Source organism: Arthrobacter sp. BGA-UO-ETr-C19 (genome assembly GCF_059568005.1).
Genome location: NZ_JCAQPC010000012.1, coordinates 122,004 through 141,127, shown reverse-complemented (window position 1 = coordinate 141,127; position 19,124 = coordinate 122,004). Strand labels below are relative to the sequence as shown.

The 19,124-nt window shown below is 68.1% G+C and carries 14 protein-coding genes; 8 read left to right on the top strand and 6 right to left on the bottom strand.

Features of this window, described 5'->3' with window-relative positions; translation table 11 throughout:
• Positions 1–2: 2 nt before the first annotated feature.
• From AC57BR_RS06230 to AC57BR_RS06215, 4 genes are all read left to right on the top strand, one after another.
• Positions 3–386: a DUF3499 domain-containing protein gene (locus tag AC57BR_RS06230; RefSeq protein WP_496358913.1), complete on the top strand. Its 384-nt coding sequence runs from the start codon at positions 3–5 to the stop codon at positions 384–386.
• 93 nt (positions 387–479) lie between these two features.
• A complete protein-coding gene (locus AC57BR_RS06225) occupies positions 480–719 on the top strand; it encodes a Trm112 family protein (protein WP_307100739.1) in 240 nt (79 codons plus the stop codon).
• 52 nt (positions 720–771) lie between these two features.
• Entirely contained in the window at positions 772–2,253 is a 1,482-nt protein-coding gene (gene ahcY / locus AC57BR_RS06220; RefSeq protein ID WP_496358912.1) for an adenosylhomocysteinase, read from the top strand.
• Positions 2,254–2,406: 153 nt separating this feature from the next.
• Entirely contained in the window at positions 2,407–3,639 is a 1,233-nt protein-coding gene (locus AC57BR_RS06215; protein WP_496358911.1) for a L,D-transpeptidase, read from the top strand.
• Positions 3,640–3,667: 28 nt separating this feature from the next.
• Here the strand turns inward: AC57BR_RS06215 and AC57BR_RS06210 are convergent, their stop codons facing one another.
• Complete coding sequence (locus AC57BR_RS06210; protein ID WP_496358910.1) at positions 3,668–4,480, bottom strand: RDD family protein; 813 nt, start codon at positions 4,478–4,480, stop codon at positions 3,668–3,670.
• A 70-nt stretch (positions 4,481–4,550) separates the two neighbouring features.
• Here AC57BR_RS06210 and AC57BR_RS06205 point away from each other — a divergent pair, with 70 nt between their 5' ends.
• Positions 4,551–5,543 carry a stage II sporulation protein M gene (locus tag AC57BR_RS06205; RefSeq protein ID WP_496358909.1) on the top strand — a complete coding sequence of 331 codons (993 nt, stop codon included), beginning with the start codon at positions 4,551–4,553 and terminating at the stop codon, positions 5,541–5,543.
• A gap of 167 nt (positions 5,544–5,710) precedes the next feature.
• Positions 5,711–6,889 (top strand): TIGR01906 family membrane protein, encoded by a 1,179-nt coding sequence (locus AC57BR_RS06200; protein WP_496358908.1) that lies wholly within the window; start codon positions 5,711–5,713, stop codon positions 6,887–6,889.
• 24 nt (positions 6,890–6,913) lie between these two features.
• Here the strand turns inward: AC57BR_RS06200 and AC57BR_RS06195 are convergent, their stop codons facing one another.
• Positions 6,914–8,743, bottom strand: a complete 1,830-nt coding sequence (locus AC57BR_RS06195) for an AMP-dependent synthetase/ligase (RefSeq protein WP_496358907.1) — start codon at positions 8,741–8,743, stop codon at positions 6,914–6,916.
• Positions 8,744–8,798: 55 nt separating this feature from the next.
• Entirely contained in the window at positions 8,799–10,505 is a 1,707-nt protein-coding gene (locus AC57BR_RS06190; RefSeq protein ID WP_496358906.1) for a dolichyl-phosphate-mannose--protein mannosyltransferase, read from the bottom strand.
• 207 nt (positions 10,506–10,712) lie between these two features.
• Here AC57BR_RS06190 and rsmI point away from each other — a divergent pair, with 207 nt between their 5' ends.
• Positions 10,713–11,534 (top strand): 16S rRNA (cytidine(1402)-2'-O)-methyltransferase, encoded by an 822-nt coding sequence (gene rsmI, locus AC57BR_RS06185; protein ID WP_043417645.1) that lies wholly within the window; start codon positions 10,713–10,715, stop codon positions 11,532–11,534.
• Between the two features lie 223 nt (positions 11,535–11,757).
• A complete protein-coding gene (locus AC57BR_RS06180) occupies positions 11,758–13,308 on the top strand; it encodes an NAD-dependent succinate-semialdehyde dehydrogenase (protein WP_496358905.1) in 1,551 nt (516 codons plus the stop codon).
• Positions 13,309–13,430: 122 nt separating this feature from the next.
• Here AC57BR_RS06180 and AC57BR_RS06175 read toward each other — a convergent pair whose 3' ends face one another.
• The 3 genes from AC57BR_RS06175 to AC57BR_RS06165 all read right to left on the bottom strand — a co-directional run bounded on the left by AC57BR_RS06175 (position 13,431) and on the right by AC57BR_RS06165 (position 19,118).
• Positions 13,431–14,840, bottom strand: coding sequence for an MFS transporter (locus AC57BR_RS06175; RefSeq protein ID WP_496358904.1), 1,410 nt, complete (start codon positions 14,838–14,840; stop codon positions 13,431–13,433).
• Positions 14,841–15,138: 298 nt separating this feature from the next.
• Positions 15,139–17,697, bottom strand: a complete 2,559-nt coding sequence (locus AC57BR_RS06170) for a transglutaminase TgpA family protein (protein WP_496358903.1) — start codon at positions 17,695–17,697, stop codon at positions 15,139–15,141.
• Positions 17,694–19,118, bottom strand: coding sequence for a DUF58 domain-containing protein (locus AC57BR_RS06165; protein WP_496358902.1), 1,425 nt, complete (start codon positions 19,116–19,118; stop codon positions 17,694–17,696). The genes AC57BR_RS06170 and AC57BR_RS06165 overlap by 4 nt, the downstream gene beginning before the upstream one ends.
• Between the last annotated feature and the right edge of the window lie 6 nt (positions 19,119–19,124).

The following is a 19,124-nucleotide window of genomic DNA, read 5'->3' as shown; positions in this document are numbered from 1 at the left end:
TCGTGGGTGCAATACGTCAGTGTTCCAGGTCAGCCTGCCGCCAGTCTGCGGTGGCAACTCTGACGTACGTCTACGCGGACTCGACGGCCGTCCTCGGCCCGCTGGCAACCTACGCGGAACCGCACTGCTACGACCTTTGCGAGCAGCACGCCGGTTCGCTGACAGTCCCGCGCGGCTGGGAAGTCCTCCGCCTCGCCATGCCCTCGCAGCCGCCCCAGCCCGGCCCCGACGACCTTCTCGCCCTGGCCGACGCCGTCCGTGAGGCAGCATCCCGCCCGGCGTCCCCGGCTCCGGGCCACCGCGCCGCACACTCGGCACTGGAAGCGCCTGCCGCAACCGAAGGCACACGCCGCGGCCACCTGCGCATCCTGCGCGAACCGTCCTAATTCTGCACAAACCTTCCTCATACCGAACTGGCGGTAGGCTGGAAGCTGAAATCCGTCAGCCACAGCGCTTGTGCCCAGCAGGGAGCATCCACCATGCCAAAGATCAGTCCTGAACTGTTGTCCGTTCTGCGGTGCCCGGTCACCGGATCGGCTCTGACCCAGGAGGGCGAGGAACTCGTTTCAACGTCGGCGGCGGAGGGCGGCGAACGGCTGCGGTACGCCATCGAAGACGGCATTCCGCTGCTGCTTCCCCCGGAACTCCGCGCCGCAGCCTCGGCCGCCCGGTCAGACCAGCACGACGCCGGCCCCGCAGCGGCCGCCCCCACCGCCTAACACCCAGCCAGCACCGCACAAGGCCAGACGCCGGACACAGCAAAGGATTCCCATGACGTTCGATTACAAGGTTGCCGACATCTCCCTGGCCGAGGCCGGGCGCCACCAGATCCGCCTCGCCGAGCACGAGATGCCGGGGCTGATGTCGTTGCGCCGGGAATTCGGACCCAGCCAGCCCCTCAAGGGCGCCCGGATCGCCGGGTCGCTGCACATGACGGTGCAGACCGCAGTGCTCATCGAGACGCTCACCGCACTCGGCGCCGAGGTCCGCTGGGCGTCCTGCAACATCTTCTCCACTCAGGATGAGGCCGCCGCCGCAGTGGTTGTGGGCACCGGCACCGTGCAGAACCCGCAGGGCGTTCCCATGTTTGCCTGGAAGGGCGAAACGCTGGAGGAATACTGGTGGACCGCTGAGCAGATCCTCACCTGGCCCGGTGCTGACACGAACCCCGAGCTGGGCCCGAACATGATTCTCGACGACGGAGGCGACGCCACGCTGCTGCTGCACCGCGGCGTGGAGTTTGAGGCAGCCGGCGCCGTTCCGGCCGCCGCAGCCAACGATCCCGAGGAATACGGGATCGTCCTTGACGTCCTGCGCCGGACGCTGGCTGAGGACCCTAAGAAGTGGACCCGGCTCGCCGCCTGCATCCACGGCGTCAGCGAGGAAACCACCACGGGCGTGCACCGCCTCTACCAGCTCGCCGAACAGGGCAAGCTGCTCTTCCCGGCCATCAACGTCAACGACTCCGTGACCAAGAGCAAGTTCGACAACAAGTACGGCATCCGCCACTCGCTGCCGGACGGCCTCAACCGGGCCACCGATGTCCTCATTGGCGGCAAAGTCGCCGTCGTCTGCGGCTACGGCGACGTCGGCAAGGGTGCCGCGGAGGCGCTCCGCGGCCAGGGCGCCCGCGTGATCGTCACCGAGATCGACCCCATCTGTGCGCTTCAGGCAGCCATGGACGGCTACCAGGTGGCCAAGCTGGAGAGCGTGCTGGACCAGGGCGACATCTTTATCACCACCACGGGCAACAAGGACGTCATCATGGCCGAGCACATGGCCGGCATGAAGAACAAGGCCATCGTGGGCAACATCGGGCACTTTGACAACGAAATCGACATGGCGGGCCTCGGCCGGATCCCCGGCATCCGGAAGGTCGAGATCAAGCCCCAGGTCCACGAATGGGTCTTCGGCGGCGACTCGGCGGACAGCACCCGGTCCATCATCGTCCTGTCCGAAGGGCGCCTGCTGAACCTGGGCAACGCCACCGGGCACCCGTCGTTCGTCATGAGCAACTCCTTCGCCAACCAGACCATCGCGCAGATCGAGCTGTTCACCAAGAAGGACCAGCCCGAAGGTGAGCGCGAATACGAAAACCAAGTCTATGTGCTGCCCAAGATCCTGGACGAGAAGGTGGCACGCCTGCACCTCGATGCCCTGGGTGTTGAGCTGACCGAACTGTCCAAGGACCAGGCCGATTACCTTGACGTGGACGTGGCCGGCCCGTTCAAGCCGGAGCACTACCGCTACTAGCCGCAGGCCCTAACGCAGCACCCCGGCGCGCCGTGCTACTCCACGGCGGCCGGGGTTAGCTCCGCCGTGCGATAAAATTGGCTGGTCAGCGTTACCGCTGGGCACACGGACGGATGCCGATCGGCAGCCCGGTGGGACACGGAGAAACCAGTCATGACGGAAAAGAACAACCGGAAAACCGGCAAAATTATCGCCGTCGTTGCCATTTGCGCTGCTGTTGCCGCCGGCGGTATCGGCGTCGCCACCGCCCCTGGCTGGGCCAATCCCGCGCCGCAATCCGAGGCCTCCAGCCCCGTCCGCAACGAACCGGGCCTGGCCACCCCCGTGGTCAAGGCCGTGGAACTGGGTGTGACACCGCTCGACGGCGCCAAGGGCGTAAACCCCGCAGTGGCGCCTTCCGTCAAGGCGGTCAACGGCCGCATCCAGGACGTTGTGCTGGTGCCGGCCGCCGGGGGAGAGGCCGTCAAGGGGACTGTGAGCGCCGACGGCAGCACATGGACGGCCGTGGACCCGTTGCTCTTCAACACGCCGTACAACTACAGCTACACCATCGTGGATGGGGCGGGCCGGGAAACCAAGAAGGTCCAGACCTTCACCACCGTGGAGCCGGCCAATGAGGCGGACGCCGCCGTGTACCCGGAGAACGGCTCCACAGTTGGCGCAGGACAGCCCATCGACATTGTCTTCAGTGAACCCGTCAGCAACAAGGCAGCGGTTGAAAAGGCCGTCAAGATCACTGTCTCCTCCAAGCAGCCCGTCGCCTGGCACTGGTACTCGGACCAGAAGGTGCGCATCCGCCCCGAGAAGTTCTGGGCATCCAGCACCCAGGTCACCGTGGACATGAAGCTGTTCGGGGTGGACTTCGGCAAGGGCATGATCGGCAACTTCAACGCGAAAGTGCAGTTCAAGGTGGGCCAGCAGCGCCTGGCAGTGGTGGACGACAACACCAAGACCATGAAGGTCTACTTCGACGGCAAGCTGGTCAGGACCGCGCCGGTTACCCTGGGCGGCTCCGACTGGCTTTCCCCGTCCGGCTACGCCGTGATCATGGAGCAGGAACGGCATTCCAAGTTCAACGCGGGGAGCATCGGCCTGAAGCCCGGCGACAAGGGCTATTACCCGCCGCTGACCGTGGAATACGCCAACAGGCTCACCTCCTCCGGTGTCTATGTCCACCAGGCGCTCGAATCGGCCTGGGGCTACGTGGGCGTATCCAACGTCTCCCACGGCTGTGTCGGGCTGCTGCCCGTGGACGCTGCCTGGTTCTTCAACAACATGAAGTCCGGTGACGTCGTCCAGGTCCTGAATACGGGCGCCGCCCCCGTCGAAGCGCTCGAGGGCTACGGCGACTGGAACATCCCCTGGGCCCAGTACGCGAAACGTTAAACGCAGTACGCGAAGCGCTGAGGCACTACTAGCTGTCCCGGGCCGCCGTGAACGGTAGCCGGTGCAGCCGTTCCCCGATCCGGTTGCTTTCTGTGCGTGCCGCGCCCAGCCGACGGAGTTCGCGTGTGCGGCGTTCGGCCAGCACGGCAGCCAGGTAGTCATCGGGTGTGGTTCCGGGCGGCGGTGACGGTGCCACATATGCGGACAGCTCGGTGGCGAGGGCTGCGGCCATGCCGCTGCGCGACAGCGGCGACATCCGTGGCGCCTGGCGCATGAATTGCGCGGCACGCCGTCCCAGGGCGTCCGGAATCCGGCCGATGTCCGCGGCAGCCGCCCAGGCGGCAAGGTGCCGCGGGGTGATGGGGACGATTGCGGGTTCCACCGGGACCCGGCGCCGCAGTGAATAGGTGCCCGCCACGATGTCACCAAGCCGGCGGGACCGGCCGTCGAAGAGCGCGACGGCGATGGCAACGCCGCCGAAGGTCAGGTAGATCTCCAGGAAGCCGATCAGCGCCCTGATGACCGCGTGGCGGAAACGGATGGCCCCGCCGTCGTCACGCACTATCCTCAGCCCCGCGGCCAGTTTCCCGAGCGACAGCCCGCGGGTCAGCGTCTCCACGGTTGCCGGGACAATGACGAAGCACAGCACCACGCTGACCAGGGTGAGCGCCCCGGCAGCCGCCTCGTCCAGTTCATCCCGGGCGGCGCCCATTGCCATCAGGATTGCTATCAGCAGCGCCGAATGCACCACGACGTCGAGAATAAGGCCGAGGGAGCGGGCAGCGAACGACGCCGGACGGAGTTCAAGGACGACTGCCTCGCCTGTGATGAGTGGACTCAATTCCTGCCCCGTACGTCGTTCCGGCCACCGGTCGCCTAAAGTCTAGTTCTCCGCAGGCTAGGGTAGGTGCGTGGACATGGACGCCTTCTCCGCCGTCAACTCGGACACGTGGTCGCGGCTGCATCACCTTGCGAACAAGCGGCGCCTGAGCGGTGCCGACGCCGATGAACTGCTGCGCCTGTACCAGGTGACCTCCGCCCACCTCTCCCTGCTGCGTTCCACCGGGCCGGAAAGCGGCCTGTCCGCGTCACTGTCTGCCACGCTGGCGCAGGCGCGCACCCGCTTCACCGGTGCGCGGTCGAACTTCATGGAAGACCTGGCGCAGTTCTTCGTGCTGTCGCTGCCGGCAGCTTTGTACCGGATCCGCTGGCTGACGGTGGCCTGCGGCGCCGCGTTCTGCCTTGTAGGCTGCGCTTTTGCACTGTGGATTGGCACCTCGCCCGAGGCACTGCGTGCTGTTGCCTCGGAAGCGGAAGTCCGGCGGTATGTCGAGGAGGACTTCATCGACTACTACTCGGAGAATCCTGCGGCGTCGTTTGCCGGTGCAGTCTGGACCAACAACGCATGGATCAGTGCCCAGGCCGTGGCCCTGGGCATCACCGGTTTCTGGGTGCCCATGATCCTGTTCGCCAACGCCCAGGGTGTGGGGGTGGCCGCGGGGATGTTTGCCGCGGTGGGGAAGACTGACGTGTTTTTCAGCTACATCCTGCCGCACGGCCTGATGGAGCTGACGGCGGTGTTCGTGGCCTGTGCGGCCGGGCTGAGAATCTTTTGGGCCATGGTGTCGCCGGGCATCCGGACCCGGTCCCGCGCCGTTGCAGCAGAGGGCCGGTCCATGATCACGGTGGCGCTGGGCCTGGTGCTGGTGCTGTTTGTCTCGGGCCTCGTGGAGGGCTTTGTGACGCCCAGCACTTTGCCGGTGTGGGCAAAGATCAGTATCGGCGCGGCTGTACTGGCGGCATACTGGTTATATGTGCTGGTCTGCGGGGGACGCGCCTACCGCGCCGGCGCCCGCGGCGACCTGGGCAGCCAGGACGCCGGCTACACCGAAATTGCAGCCTGATTTTACCGCTGGCAGAATACCGGCAGAATATTCGGCGCAGGCGGCGGGGTGGCACATCGCGGTGCCGGAGCGGCTGACGGTAGGCTCTTGGGGAGATACAAAGCGCTGCCTGGCCCCGGCCTTGCCGGTGACCAGGGAGCGTGGACGCCTACGGAAGTGAAGCTGCAGTGAAAGACAATACTCCGACACCGTCCGGACGCCTTGATCCGCGGCTGGATCCGGCGGCGAACCCCGCTCTGGCTTCCGCGGAGGACGCCGACGAGCCGGCGTTTGAATGGATGAAGCCCGCGCCTGCAGCACGCGCCGCCGAGGGGGAGCAGCCAGCCGGCCAGCCGGAAAGCCGCGCCGACCGCAAGGCTGCCGAGGCGGCCGCCGCCGAGAGTGCCGAAACTGACCGGAGCGCGGAGGCAGGTCAGCCGTCCGGGTCCGATGCCCCGTCCGTGGGCCGTTCCTCCTCCATGGGCACCCACTACAGCGAACCGCTCCCCACATCCGCCCTGCAGGTACGCCCGCCGCAGGAGGAAGTGGAGCGCCGCAACGCCGAGCGCGAGCAGGCAGCCAGAGCCAAGCCCGTGCTGCCCCGGTTCCTCCAGGTCCTGCTGGCTATTTTCTATCCGGTGATCCTCCTGGTCCTTGCTGTGCGTGCCGTGACCAGCCCGCTCTTCCTTTGGGCCGAGTACCACCGGCCCGGTTTCCCCGGGGACGGCTACGGCTTCAACGCGGACGACCGCATGACCTACGGCTCCTACGCCGTGGACTACCTGAGCAACTGGTCCGGTCCGCGCTACCTGGGCGAACTGGTCAACCGCAGCGGCGAAAAGCTGTTCAAGGACGGCGAGGTCAGCCACATGGCCGACGTGAAGCTCGTCTTCCTGTCCGCCTTCGGGGCCGGGGCTCTGCTGGTCCTGGTCAGCATCATCGCCATCATCTACCTGCGGCGGCGTACGCCTGGCGGAGTCCGACGCGGGCTGTTCGCCGGCTCCATCGTGACGCTGGTGCTCATCATTGGCCTGGGCACGCTCGCCGCCCTCGGCTGGCAGCAGTTCTTCACCGAGTTCCACCGCATCTTCTTCGCCGCCGGCTCCTGGACGTTTGCGCTGGAGGACACGCTCATCCGGCTCTTCCCCGGGCAGTTCTGGATCGACGCCGGCCTGGTTATCGCCGCGCTTGTCCTGATCACCGCTGTGGTGACGTTGATCCTGACCTGGCCCACCCGCAGGCGCCGCGGACTGGCTCCGGCGCGGAAGGGCCGCAAGGGTCACGACGTGGATGGCGGCGACGTGAAGGACAACGCCGGCGACGATGACGCTCCCCAGGCGGGCACCGCACGGCCCGTGAACCTGTAGCGGCTTCCCGGCAGATCAGCCTGCTCAGCTGTACAGCTGCTCGATTTCCGCTTCAAAGTCCCTGACGACGGCGGCCCTCTTCAGTTTGAGGGAGGGCGTCAGGTGCCCGGACTCCACGGTGAAGGCTGCGTCCAGGATCTGGAACTTGCGGATGGATTCGGCCTTGGACACGAGGTTGTTGGCCTGGTCCACCGCTTCCTGGATGGCACTGCGTACCGCGGGGTCCGTGCGGGCTTCCGCGGGGCTGAGCAGCGGAATGCTGCGCGCGGTGCACCAGTGCCCGAGGCCATCGGGGTCGAGGTTGACCAGGGCTGAAACGAACGGCTTCCCGTCACCCACCACTACGGCGTGCCCCACCAGCTGGTGTTCGCGGATCTTCTCCTCAAGCGGCCCGGGAGCGACGTTTTTACCGGCAGCGGTGACCAGCAGGTCCTTCTTACGGCCGGTGATGGTGAGGAACCCGTCGGCGTCAAGGGAGCCCAGGTCCCCGGTGCGGAAAAAGCCGTCCGCGAACGCCTCGGCGTTTGCCGCCTCGTTCGCGTGGTAGCCCTTGAACACGCCGATGCCGCTGACCAGGACCTCACCGTCCTCGGCGATGCGGATGGTGGTGCCCGGCGCCGGGATCCCCACCGTGCCCACCCGGGCGTGGCCGACGGTGTTCACCGTGCAGGGCGCGGTTGTCTCGGTCAGGCCATAGCCTTCGAGCACGGCGATCCCGGCGCCCCTGAAGAAGTGCGTATCGCGCGCATTGAGCGGGCTCGCACCGGAAACGGCGTACTTCATGTTCCCGCCGAACACCTGGCGCAGCCGGGGATACACGAGGCGGTCGAACAGTGCGTGCTGTGCCCGCAGGAAGGCGCCAGGGCCGCTGCCCACGCCGCGCGCTGCGGCATCCAGCGCTTCCGAGTAGCGGACCGCCACCCCCGCGGCGGCACGGAACAGCCGCGACTTCCCCGCATCCTTCGCCTTCTGTTCCGCTCCGGCGTGGATCTTCTCGAATATGCGGGGCACGGCGAGCAGGAAGGTCGGCTTGAAGGTACCCAGGTCGTCAAGCAGTTGCGCGTTCCCCGAGGTGTGGCCGAGGGTGACACCGGCGGTGAGGCATACCACCTGGACGGCCCGGGCCAGCACGTGGGCCAACGGCAGGAACATCAGGGTCCTGGCGTTCTCCCGCTGCAGCAGTTCGGGCAGGAAGGCCACGATGTTCCGGGCCACGAGGGCGAAGTTTCCGTGCGTGATCTCGCAGCCTTTGGGCCTGCCGGTGGTTCCGGAGGTATAGACGAGGGACGCCACATCCGACAACGCGGCTGCGGAGCGGTGCCGCTCCAGTTCCGCGTCTGACACCCCGGCCCCCGCGGCGGCGAGGCTGGCCAGGTTGGGGGCGTCGCCGTCGTAATCCATCCGGACCACCGGGACCAGGCGGCCGGCCAGGACGCCGGAGGCGGACAGGACCTTGTCCAGCAGCGCCGCCTTCTGCCGGTCCTCAACGAAGACTCGCCCGGCGCCGGAGTCAGACAGGATCCACTCCACCTGGCTCGCCGAGGAGGTTTCGTAGATGGGCACGGTCACGCCGCCGGCAAACCAGATGGCGAAATCCACCAGTGTCCACTCGTAGCGCGTGGCGGAGAGGACCGCAACGGTGTCGCCCGGTGCCAGGCCGCCGGCGATGAGGCCTTTGGCCAGTGCCGTGACCTGGTCCAGGAAGTGCCCGGCTGTGACGTTCTGCCAGCCGCCGGCATCCCGGCGGGCGTAGACGGCGTGCGAAGGATTGTGCCGGTAGCAGTCCAGGAGCAGGTCGGTGACGTTGCTGCTGTTTTCCAGGGCCACCATCAGTTCCGTGCTTGCTTCCCTCACAGGCGGGTCTCCATATCGTTGCTGATCACGTCCGGGTTCCACCTGCAATCGTGCCTCAGATCCAGGAAGGCATCCACATCCTGAGCCGCCAGTCCTGGTAGGTGATCATTTCGGCGGTCCAGACCGGGTAGAAGAAGGACGAGATCAGGACCGCGGCCACCAGGAAGAGGGCAACCCCGTACAGCCCGGAACGCCGGCGCCACGGCGGGTCGGTGGTTTTCCCCAGTACCAGGCCCAGGCAGTACACGAGCGCCAGGACCAGGAAGGGCTCAAAGGACACCGCGTAGAAGAAGAACATGGTGCGTTCCGGGTACATGAACCACGGCAGGTAGCCGGAGCCGACGGCGGCCAGGATGGCACCGGCCCGCCAGTCGCGCCTGCCCGCCCACCAGAACAGGAGGATCACCAGCGAGATGGCGGCGCTCCACCAGATCAGCGGGTTGCCGACGGACAGGATGGCCGAGGTGCAGTTGGTGAAATCGCAGCCGGGGGTGCCCTGCTTGGGGGACTCGTAGAAGAAGGAGGTAGGCCTGCCCATCACCAGCCAGCTCCAGGCGCTTGCCTCGTACGGGTGTTCCGAGCTGAGCCCCTGGTGGAACTTGTAGGCCTCAAGGTGGTAGTGCGCCAGGGACCGCACGGAGTCCGGCAGCCAGCCCCATTCCGCGCTGTGATTCGTCTCCGCCCACCGCCGGTAGTAGGCGTCGGTGGACCGGAACCACCCCGTCCAGCTGACGGCGTATGTCACGGCAGCCACGGGCACGATGCTGAGGAAGGCCAGGATCCCGTCCTTGATGATTCCGGCGCTGACCCAGCCGCGGATGCCGGCTATCCGGCGGGCGCTCAGGTCCCAGAACACCGTCAGGAGCCCGAAGCCGGCCAGGAAGAACAGCGCCGACCACTTGGTACCGACAGCCAGGCCCAGGCAGATGCCCGCCGCAACCCGCCACCAGCGGACTCCCAGCCACGGCCCTGACAGGAGCTGGAGCGCCGATGGCCTGCCGGTGGGGGAGGCGGCCGCCTGCCTGCCGAGCCTGGCGGCCAGCCGGCGCCGGCCGTCGTCGCGGTCCAGCAACAGCGCGCCGAATGCCGCCAGGACCCAGAACATGAGGAAGATGTCCAGCAGCGACGTGCGGGACATGACGAGGTGGTGGCCGTCGACGGCGAGCAGCAGCCCGGCTGCTGCTCCCAGGATCAGGGAGCCGAAGAGTTTCTGGGCTATCAGGGCGACGAGGGCGACGGACAGGGTGCCGGTCAGTGCCGCGGCGAACCGCCAGCCGAAGGGGTTGTCAGCGCCGAAGAGCCACATGCCGGCCGCGATCATCCACTTGCCCACGGGCGGGTGCACCACGTATTCGGGGGTGGTCAGCAGCACATTGGGGTTGCCCGCCACGAACGCGTCGTTGGCCTTGTCCGGCCAGCTCCGCTCGTAGCCGCTCACCAGCAGGGAGTAGCCGTCCTTGACGTAGTATGTCTCGTCAAACACGAGGCTGCGGGGGACATCCAGCCGGACGAACCTCAGGATCCCGCCCACGACGGCGGTCAAAGCGGGAACCAGCCAGAACCAGAGCCGGAGCGACGGCGGGTAGTCCCGCCAGGTGCGGATGCCGCCGATCAGGCGCCGGGTGAGGGCGTCTGCCGTGAAGGCCTCCGAGGGGCGGCTGATCCAGCGCTTGGCGTGCGGGCCGCGGCCTTCCGTGGCGGGTGCGAAAGCCGGGGTACTTGGTGGTTCGGCCCCGTCAGGCCGCACGGAGGTCTGCGTCACGAGCCCATGCTACCGTTTGCGGCTACCTGGAACCTGAGGGGCGGGAAGGCCGGGCGGCAGTAGGCTGGATCCGTGGACCATGATGCGAGCACCGCCCCTGACAGCAGTTCGAACCCTGACAGCAGTTCCGGCCCTTCCAGCAGTGCAGGACCGGCCGGCACCGCCGGCGGAAGGGAACAGGACCTTCGCAGCGGCGGTCCGGGACGGATCGTCCTGGCGGCAACACCCATCGGCAATGTGGGCGACGCTTCAGCAAGGCTGGTGGAGCTGCTGGCCACGGCGGATATCGTGGCGGCCGAGGACACCCGTCGCCTGCACCGCCTGGTGCAGAGCCTGGACGTCGCCGTGAGCGGGCGCATCATCAGCTATCACGAGCACAACGAGGCCACCAAGACCGCGGAGCTCCTGGAACAGGTCCGCGCCGGGAAAACCCTTGTCATGGTCACCGACGCCGGCATGCCCGCTGTCTCCGACCCCGGCTTCCGGCTCGTCGAAGGTGCGGTGGCCGCCGGCCTCACGGTCACGGCCGTCCCCGGACCGTCGGCCGTCCTCACCGCCCTGGCCCTGTCCGGCCTGCCCACCGACAGGTTCTGTTTCGAAGGGTTCCTCCCGCGGAAGGCCGGCGAACGCGCCGCCCGCCTGGCGGACCTCGACGCCGAACGCCGCACCATGGTCTTCTTTGAGGCGCCGCACCGGCTGGAGGCCATGCTGCGGGCGCTGCATGAGCGTTTCGGCCCGGACCGGCGCGCGGCGGTTTGCCGGGAACTGACCAAGACCTACGAGGAAGTCCTCCGCGGCTCGCTCCGCGAGATGCTGCAGTGGGCGGAAACCAGCGAGGTGCGCGGCGAGATCGCCGTCGTGGTGGCAGGCGCGCCGGAGCGTGCGCCTGGCTCGCCGGAGGACGGCGTCGCCGCCGTCAACGAACTCGTGGCCAAGGGCGTCCGGCTCAAGGAAGCCGTGGCGGCCGTCGCCGAAGAAACCCGCGTGAGCAAGCGGGAACTGTACTCCGCCGTGCTCGCGGCGCGGTGACTTCGCCGATCCGCTGACCCCGCCCCGGCAGTTCTGTGAGGCCGGTCCGGCCGCCGCGGGGCGCGTTTCCAGCCGCCCGCGGCGTTGACGGAGCTGCTGTGCAGCTGCACAACGATTGGCGCCATGGGCAGTGCGCCGATGCGTAGACACTACGGAGATCCCGGCAGTACCGTGGCTTTAATCCAGCCAAGCAAGCAGCGGGCGGCAGGCGGCGGCACGCCGTATGCAGGAGCTGCACATAACCGGCAATCCGATTGCTGACGAGGGAGTCACCGTGTCTGTTACCACACAGTCCACTGCTACCGCAGAACGCGAAAGCGAATTGCTCGCGTCTGTTCCCACCGGCCTGCTCATCAACGGCGAGTGGCGCCCCGCGGCGTCGGGCAAGACGTTCGACGTCGAGGATCCCGCCACCGGGAAGACGCTGCTGAGCATCGCCGACGCCGGCCCCGAGGACGGCGCCGCTGCCCTGGACGCCGCCGCCGCTGCCCAGGAGTCCTGGGCCAAGGTTCCGTCGCGGGAGCGCGGCGAGATCCTGCGCCGCGCCTTTGAACTGGTCACCGAGCGGGCCGAGGACTTCGCGCTGCTGATGACCCTGGAAATGGGCAAGCCGCTGGCCGAGGCGCGCGGCGAGGTCACCTACGGAGCCGAGTTCCTGCGCTGGTTCTCCGAGGAAGCCGTCCGCGCGTTCGGCCGCTACTCCGTGTCCCCGGACGGCAAGTCCCGCCTGTTGGTGACCAAGAAGCCCGTGGGACCCTGCCTGCTGATCACGCCGTGGAACTTCCCGCTGGCCATGGCCACCCGCAAGATTGCCCCGGCCGTCGCGGCCGGCTGCACGATGGTGCTGAAGTCCGCCAACCTGACCCCGCTGACCTCGCAGCTGTTCGCTGCCGTGATGCAGGAAGCCGGACTGCCCGCCGGCGTCCTGAACGTCATCCCCACGTCCACGGCCGGCGCCACCACCGGCCCGCTGATCAAGGATCAGCGCCTTCGGAAGCTGTCCTTCACCGGGTCCACCGAGGTGGGCCGCCGCCTGCTGTCAGACGCCTCCGAGACGGTCCTGCGGACCTCGATGGAGCTGGGCGGAAACGCCCCGTTCGTGGTGTTCGAGGACGCCGACGTCGATGCCGCCGTCGCCGGCGCCATGCTGGCCAAGCTGCGGAACATGGGCGAGGCCTGCACCGCCGCGAACCGTTTCATCGTGCACGAGTCCGTGGCCGACGAATTCGCGGAGAAGTTCGCCGCGAAGATGAGGGAGATGACCACCGCCCGCGGCACCGAGCCCGAGTCCAAGGTCGGTCCGCTGATCGACGCGAAGAGCCGGGACAAGGTCCACGAACTGGTCACCGACGCCCTCTCCGCCGGCGCCACGGCCGTGGTGGGCGGCGCCCCGGTGGACGGGCCCGGGTACTTCTACCAGCCGACAATTCTGAAGGGCGTGTCCGAGGGAACCCGGATCCTGTCCGAGGAGATCTTCGGCCCCGTCGCCCCGATCACCACCTTCTCCTCCGAGGACGACGCTGTCCGCCTGGCCAACAACACCGAATACGGGCTGGTGGCCTACGTCTTCACGAAGGACCTCAACCGCGGCATTAGGATGGGTGAACGCCTCGAGACCGGCATGCTCGGCCTGAACGCCGGCGTCGTCTCCAACGCTGCAGCACCGTTCGGCGGCGTCAAGCAGTCCGGCCTGGGCCGTGAAGGCGGCCTCGAGGGCATCGAGGAATACCTGTACACGCAGTACATCGGCATCGCCGACCCCTACGCCGGCTAATAAGCCAGGCGCCGGACACGGCAAAACGCACTGGCCCGCAGGAATCCTGCGGGCCAGTGCGTTTTTGCGTGGCGGTGGCTGTCCCGGCGTCTAGCGGGCCGGGCGTTTAGCGGGCCGGGCGTTTAGCGGGCCGCAGCCCGGACGCTTGCGTACTCCTCGCGGGAGACCGGAATGGCGTCCGGCGATCCCAGCTGGTGGAGCGGAATCCGGTGGGTCTCCTTGGCGGACCAGGCCGCTATGGCCCCGATGACTGTGATGCCGAAGCAGATGGACCCGACGGTGAGCGGAACGTTTGCCGAACCCGGGGGAGCGACCACGGCGAAGAGGCTCGGCAGGAAGGACGTGATCAGGAGCCCGATGTTCTGGGAGATGGCGAACCCGGTGACCCGCGTGCGGGAGGGGAAGAGCTCCTGGAAGAAGCTGGCGAAGGTGGCGTTCCAGACCTGGTACAGCGTGCCCCACATGAGGATCGCCAGGACGATGGTCAGCGGCACGTTGTTCTGGCTGACCGCGTAGAGGTACCCGTAGGCCAGCGCGCCGGAGCCCAGCGAACCGACGATCATCAGCGGCCGCCGGCCGAACCGGTCCGAGAGATTGCCGAACCAGGGGATGAGGGCCAGCGCGATGACGTTGGCCAGGACCGGGATCCAAAGATAGACGGTGGTGCTCATGCCGATGCCGTACCCGGGCTGCGTCGCGTAGGCTGCGCCGAAGACCGCCACGGTGACGCCCACAACGTTGACCAGCGTCATGCAGACCGCCCGCACCACGTTCAGCCCGCTCTCGCGCAGCACCTGGACCACCGGCATTTTGGGAACATCCTTGTGCGCCTTCTCCTCCACAAAGACCGGCGTCTCCTCAACGCGGCGGCGGATCATGTAGCCGGCGAACACCACCAGGGCGCTCAGGAGGAACGGGACGCGCCAGCCCCAGGCGTGGAAGTCCTCCGCGGACAGCACAGCCGAGAGCGGGAGGAAGACGGCAGCGGCGATGATCTGCCCGGCCTGGGTGCCCTGAAGGGCGAAGCTTGCATAGAAGCCGCGCCGGCCGAACGGTGCGTGCTCCACAATCATGGCGCTGGCCCCGCTCAGCTCCCCGGCCACCGCGAATCCCTGGACGAGGCGAAGGACCAGCAGCAGGGCCGGGGCCAGGATGCCAACCTGGTCGTAGGTGGGCAGCAGGGCAACCGCGAAGGTCGAGACGCCCATCAGCAGCATGGCCAGGACCAGGACGTTCTTGCGGCCGTGCTTGTCGCCCCACTGGCCAAGGACGAATGCCCCGATCGGGCGGGCGACGTATCCCACTGCGTAGGTGCCGAGCGATGCGATCAGCGCGACGGTCGGGTTTCCTGCCGGGAAGAAAACGGTGGGAAAGACCAGGGCGGCGGCCTGGGCGTAGATGAACCAGTCGTAGTACTCGAGGGCGCTGCCCACCCAGCCGCTGGCGGCAGCCTTCCGGGTGCTGCTCGTCCGGTGCGTGCCGGACTGATGCGGTTCAGCCGAAGTCCGCAGCTTGTGTGTGTCGCTCTTCATGTCGTCCTCCTTTGGACAATCGTCTGCCCCGCCGGATTCGCCCCGTCGCTGGGTGTCGGATCAGATGGGAAGGTTGCGCCTCGCGCCGCCAGGGCCGCTGCGGTCCGCCGACAGTTCCTCTGGTTTCCCGAGCTTTGGATGTCGTATGGAATGCGCTTTCCCATACATCGAAGATAAGGTGGCGGCGGTCACATGTCAAACGTTGGGAATGTCAGCTGGCAGATGGGGCAGGGCCTCGGCCGGAACGCCGGTCGGCGCCGTCGGCGTTCAAGTGGGCAACCAGCGGCCCTGCGGGCGGCTAGCCTTCCCGGAGGCGACGAAGGCCGCCGCGGGTCCTGCGCCACAGCACCGCGGCGGCGTGTCCGGTCCGGAGCGCCGCCCGGCCCAGGACGCGGAAAGGCCCTCCGGCCACGGATCCCCAGCGGGAGAGGACCGACGGCGGCAGCCAGTCGGCGCGGAGCCGGCCGACTATGCCGGCATTGCGGCGCAGCGCCCGCCGCACCTGGCCGATGTGCTCGACGGCGGTTTCCTCCGCCAGGCCGCGGCGCGTGCCGTCCTTGGCCTCGGGCCGGCCGTACTGGTGCCGCTCGTAGGCATCCGTCAGGACCGTCACGGCCTGGGCGGTCTTGGCATCGGGCGAGTGTCCGCTTCCGGTGTCTGGTCCAGTGCCGGTGTCTGGCCCGCTTCCGGGGTCTGATTCGGCCCGCCGACGCATGGCCGGGGAACCGCGCAGCCGGGCCGAGAATGTCCGTGGGGTCTCGCTCGGCTCAGGACGTACGCCGTAGTCTGTGGCCAGGTCCTGGAGCTCCGCCCAGACGAGCGGCGCCTCGGCCAGCCGGTTCCTGCCGGTGCCCGTTCCCCTGAGGCGCCTTGCCCGGATGCCGCCGCGCACCAGGCGGGGTGAGGCGGCGAGGAAGACCAGCAACAGAACCCCGGCGGCAGTGTAGAGTGCCGGCGCCAGCTGGTTCCCGGCGTCGGCGGTTCCGCTCCCCGGAAGGGGGAGCGGTGCCGGTGCCGGCGTCGACGGTGCCGTGGCGCCGTTGCTCGGCACCAGGCCGTCATTGTTCTGGTCGTTGGTGCTGGCGCCGCCTGACGTTGAGGTGTCCTGCGCGTAGGGCGGCACCACGCCGCGCGAGGGGGTGGGTTCAAATGGAACCCAGCCGAGGCCCTGGAAGTACAGCTCGGGCCAGGCGTGGGCATCGCGGGCGTCGACTTCGAACTCGGGGAGCGCTCCCTGGCCGGCAACGGACACCGTGGCGCCGGTTTGCCTGCCCGGTGCGTAGCCGACGGCGATCCTGCTTGGGATGCCTTCGAGCCGCGCCATTACCGCCATGGCGGAGGCGAAGTGGATGCAGTAGCCGCTCTTCTGGGTCAGGAAGTCCGCCAGGACGGACAGCCCGTTTCCGTCATACCCGCCCTGAACGGGCGACTCCAGGGAATAGGTGAAGTCCGGGCCGCGCAGGAACCTCTGGATCGCCATCGCCTTGGCATAGGCTGTCCGGCTGTTTGCCGTGACGGATTCAGCGGTGGTCCGGACGATGTCCGGAACGTTCGACGGCGGCCGGATGAACTCCTCCGGGACGCCCTGGACGGGTGCGGAGGACGCGTCCAGCAGTTCGGTGGTCAGTTTCGGCACCGAGGACTGGACCAGATACTGCTGGTCCCGGGAGTTAGTATCGGTGCCCTTGATGCTCAAAGTCGCAGGATCCCAGCTCCACCGCCCGGTCAGCCCGTTGACGGATTCGGGGGCGTACGGGACGGGGAGGTACGGGCTGGTGAAGTCCCCGGTGTTCACCACGGTCACCTGCCGGGTCTGTTCGGGTGCCAGGATTTCGTGGCCTGCGTCCATCCGTCCGGTGCCTGCGCGGCGGCTGGCATTGCGGTCGTCCGGGGACCAGGACTCGCCGTCGAACCTGTCCACCGTGACCGAGCGCAGGTAGAGCGGCGTGGTGGCGTTGGTGGCGTAGGTGATCCTGCCCTCGCCCGTCGGGGTGCGCAGGCTGTTGCCGAGGCTGATCATGGGGTTCAGTCCTGTGGCCGTACCCCAGGGGTTCAGCCGGGAGCCCTGGGGGAACGTGCCCTGGTCGAAGCCGGGCACCGCAAGCTGCAGCAGCAGTGTGACCACCAGCGTCACGGCTCCGGTCAGGGTGGCCCGCCTGATCTGGCCGGGGTTGCGGGCCGTGTCCGCCTGCGTCCGGGCATCGGGGGCAAACCACTGGCTGCAGGCGAGGATCACCAGATAGCCGGCCGCGGTCACCACGAATCCCAGCCAGCCCACGCTTTGCGGCTTGATCATGGCCGGAACAACCAGCACCGCCAACAGGCCGAGTCCGCTCGTGGCGGGCATGCCCAACGGCAGGGCCAGCGCATCCACGAGGATGACGACGAGTCCCAGCGCGGCGCACGTCACCAGGACGATGCCGGCGTTGGGCGCTACCGGCGAACTCTCGGCCAGCACCGTTTCGCTGGCCCTGCGAAGGTGCCTGCCCAGTGCGTCGAGGGTGGCCTGCGAGGGGAGGAAACCCGCAATGCTGTCACGCCGGAAGAATGTGAACGTCAGGATGAAGGCCAGGGACACCAGGCCTCCCGCGGCCACCAGCACGGGCGCGGCGCGGAACGTGCGGAGCAGGGCCATGGTCAGCGAGACCACTACCACCGTGGTCAGGACCGGCAGGAACCACGCCCATCCGCGAAGGACCCCGTTGAGGGACAGCGACGCGCCGCAGACGGACACCGCCACAGCGCCGGACATGACCCACGGAAAGGCACCGGCCCCAAACCTTCCGCTGCCGGGGGACGCCGGAACGGGCTGCGGCTGGGCATCAGCCCCCGCCTGCCGTTGTGATGTCAGTGTCATCGCCCTACCTCCGCCCCGCGGCGTACGTCGGCTGCAGCCGTCCACATCGCGGCCTCGCCCTCGTCGAAATACATCCAGGCGGCCGGCAGCGAGGTGGACGCCTCGACGGCAACTGCGCGCCAGCCGCCCACTCGCAGGGCCTCGAGCACATCGTGGCACTCCGCGGGTTTGTCCGTGATCACCACGGCAAACGCGTTGGCCGCGTAGCCGGCTGCGGGGGCGAGGGCCCGCGCCTCGGCGAGAGAAATCTTCCCGAGGAGCGCCAGGACCGGGCCCCGCATCCGGTGGGCCGCGAGTTTGTCCATAAGCTGGTCGTCAAAGACGGACTGGGCAGCGTCGGCATTTCCGGCATGGTCGCGGCGGGCGGTCTCGTGGTCCCTGCGCGCGTGGTGCGGCCCGGTCAGCTGGATCGCGGCGAGGCTTTCGGCGATCGACTGGAGGCCCGCCGCGCCGCTGTACTCCTCGTTGTCGGGCTCAGGGGCGGAAGTGGAACGGTGGAAGGCGGGCTCGCCCGCCGCGTCCAGGAACCGCAACGAGTAGTTGAGTTCGGCGAGGTGGGCGCCCACGGACATGGCCGCCGTAACAGCCCACTCAAAGGTGTCGCTGGTGACGAGGTCGCTCCCGTCGTCACCCGCGCTGCCGAACACCGAGCCGTAGCCCGGGGAATGGGCCACGAACCGGTGGTCCAGGATGACCGTGGCCTCGGGTGTGGTGACAGATTCCTCCTGCCGGACCATGAGGGCGCCGTGCCGGGCAGTGGCCGGCCAGTGCACCCGCCGCATCGGATCGCCGTGCCGGTACTCGCGCGTCATGACGTCGTCGTCGCTGGGATTGGCCCTGGTCCGGGTGGCCGTGATGCCGTCGTTGCCGCGCGCTCCGGCAAGGCCGGTTGGCGGGAGTTCGACGGCGGCCGGCGTTACGGTGAGGGTGTCGCCGTCGTCGATCGAATGCCTGTGCAGTGACAGCCCGAACGGATCCGTGAACTCGGCAGTGACGGGGCCGATGGTGAACTGTCCGCGCTTTCCCGACCGCAGGTGGTACTCGTAGCGGCTGGTGCCGCCCGAGGCGGACCTGGCGGGAAAGCGGAACGCCGGGGATTCGCCGAACCGTGGCGGCAACCGCTCCTCCATGATGACCCGGCCTGTGCCCAGCCCGGTCCGGGCGACGGCGAGCCGGACCGTGGTGACGGAGTCCGTCTCGACCGTGGAAGGGCTGAACTCCCGGTAGACGCGGAACCGCGGTTTGACCACCCTGATGCCGGCCAGTGAAACGAGCGGGAGGACAACCAGCAGGACGCCGAGGGCCAGGAGGTCGCGGCGGCCCAAGACCTGGGCGCAGAGCAGTGAGACGGCGCCGGCCGCCAGGAGTCCCCAGCCCCGGGAGCTGAAGAGATGTCGGGGGAGGCTGTCCAGCAGTGCCACGGTGTT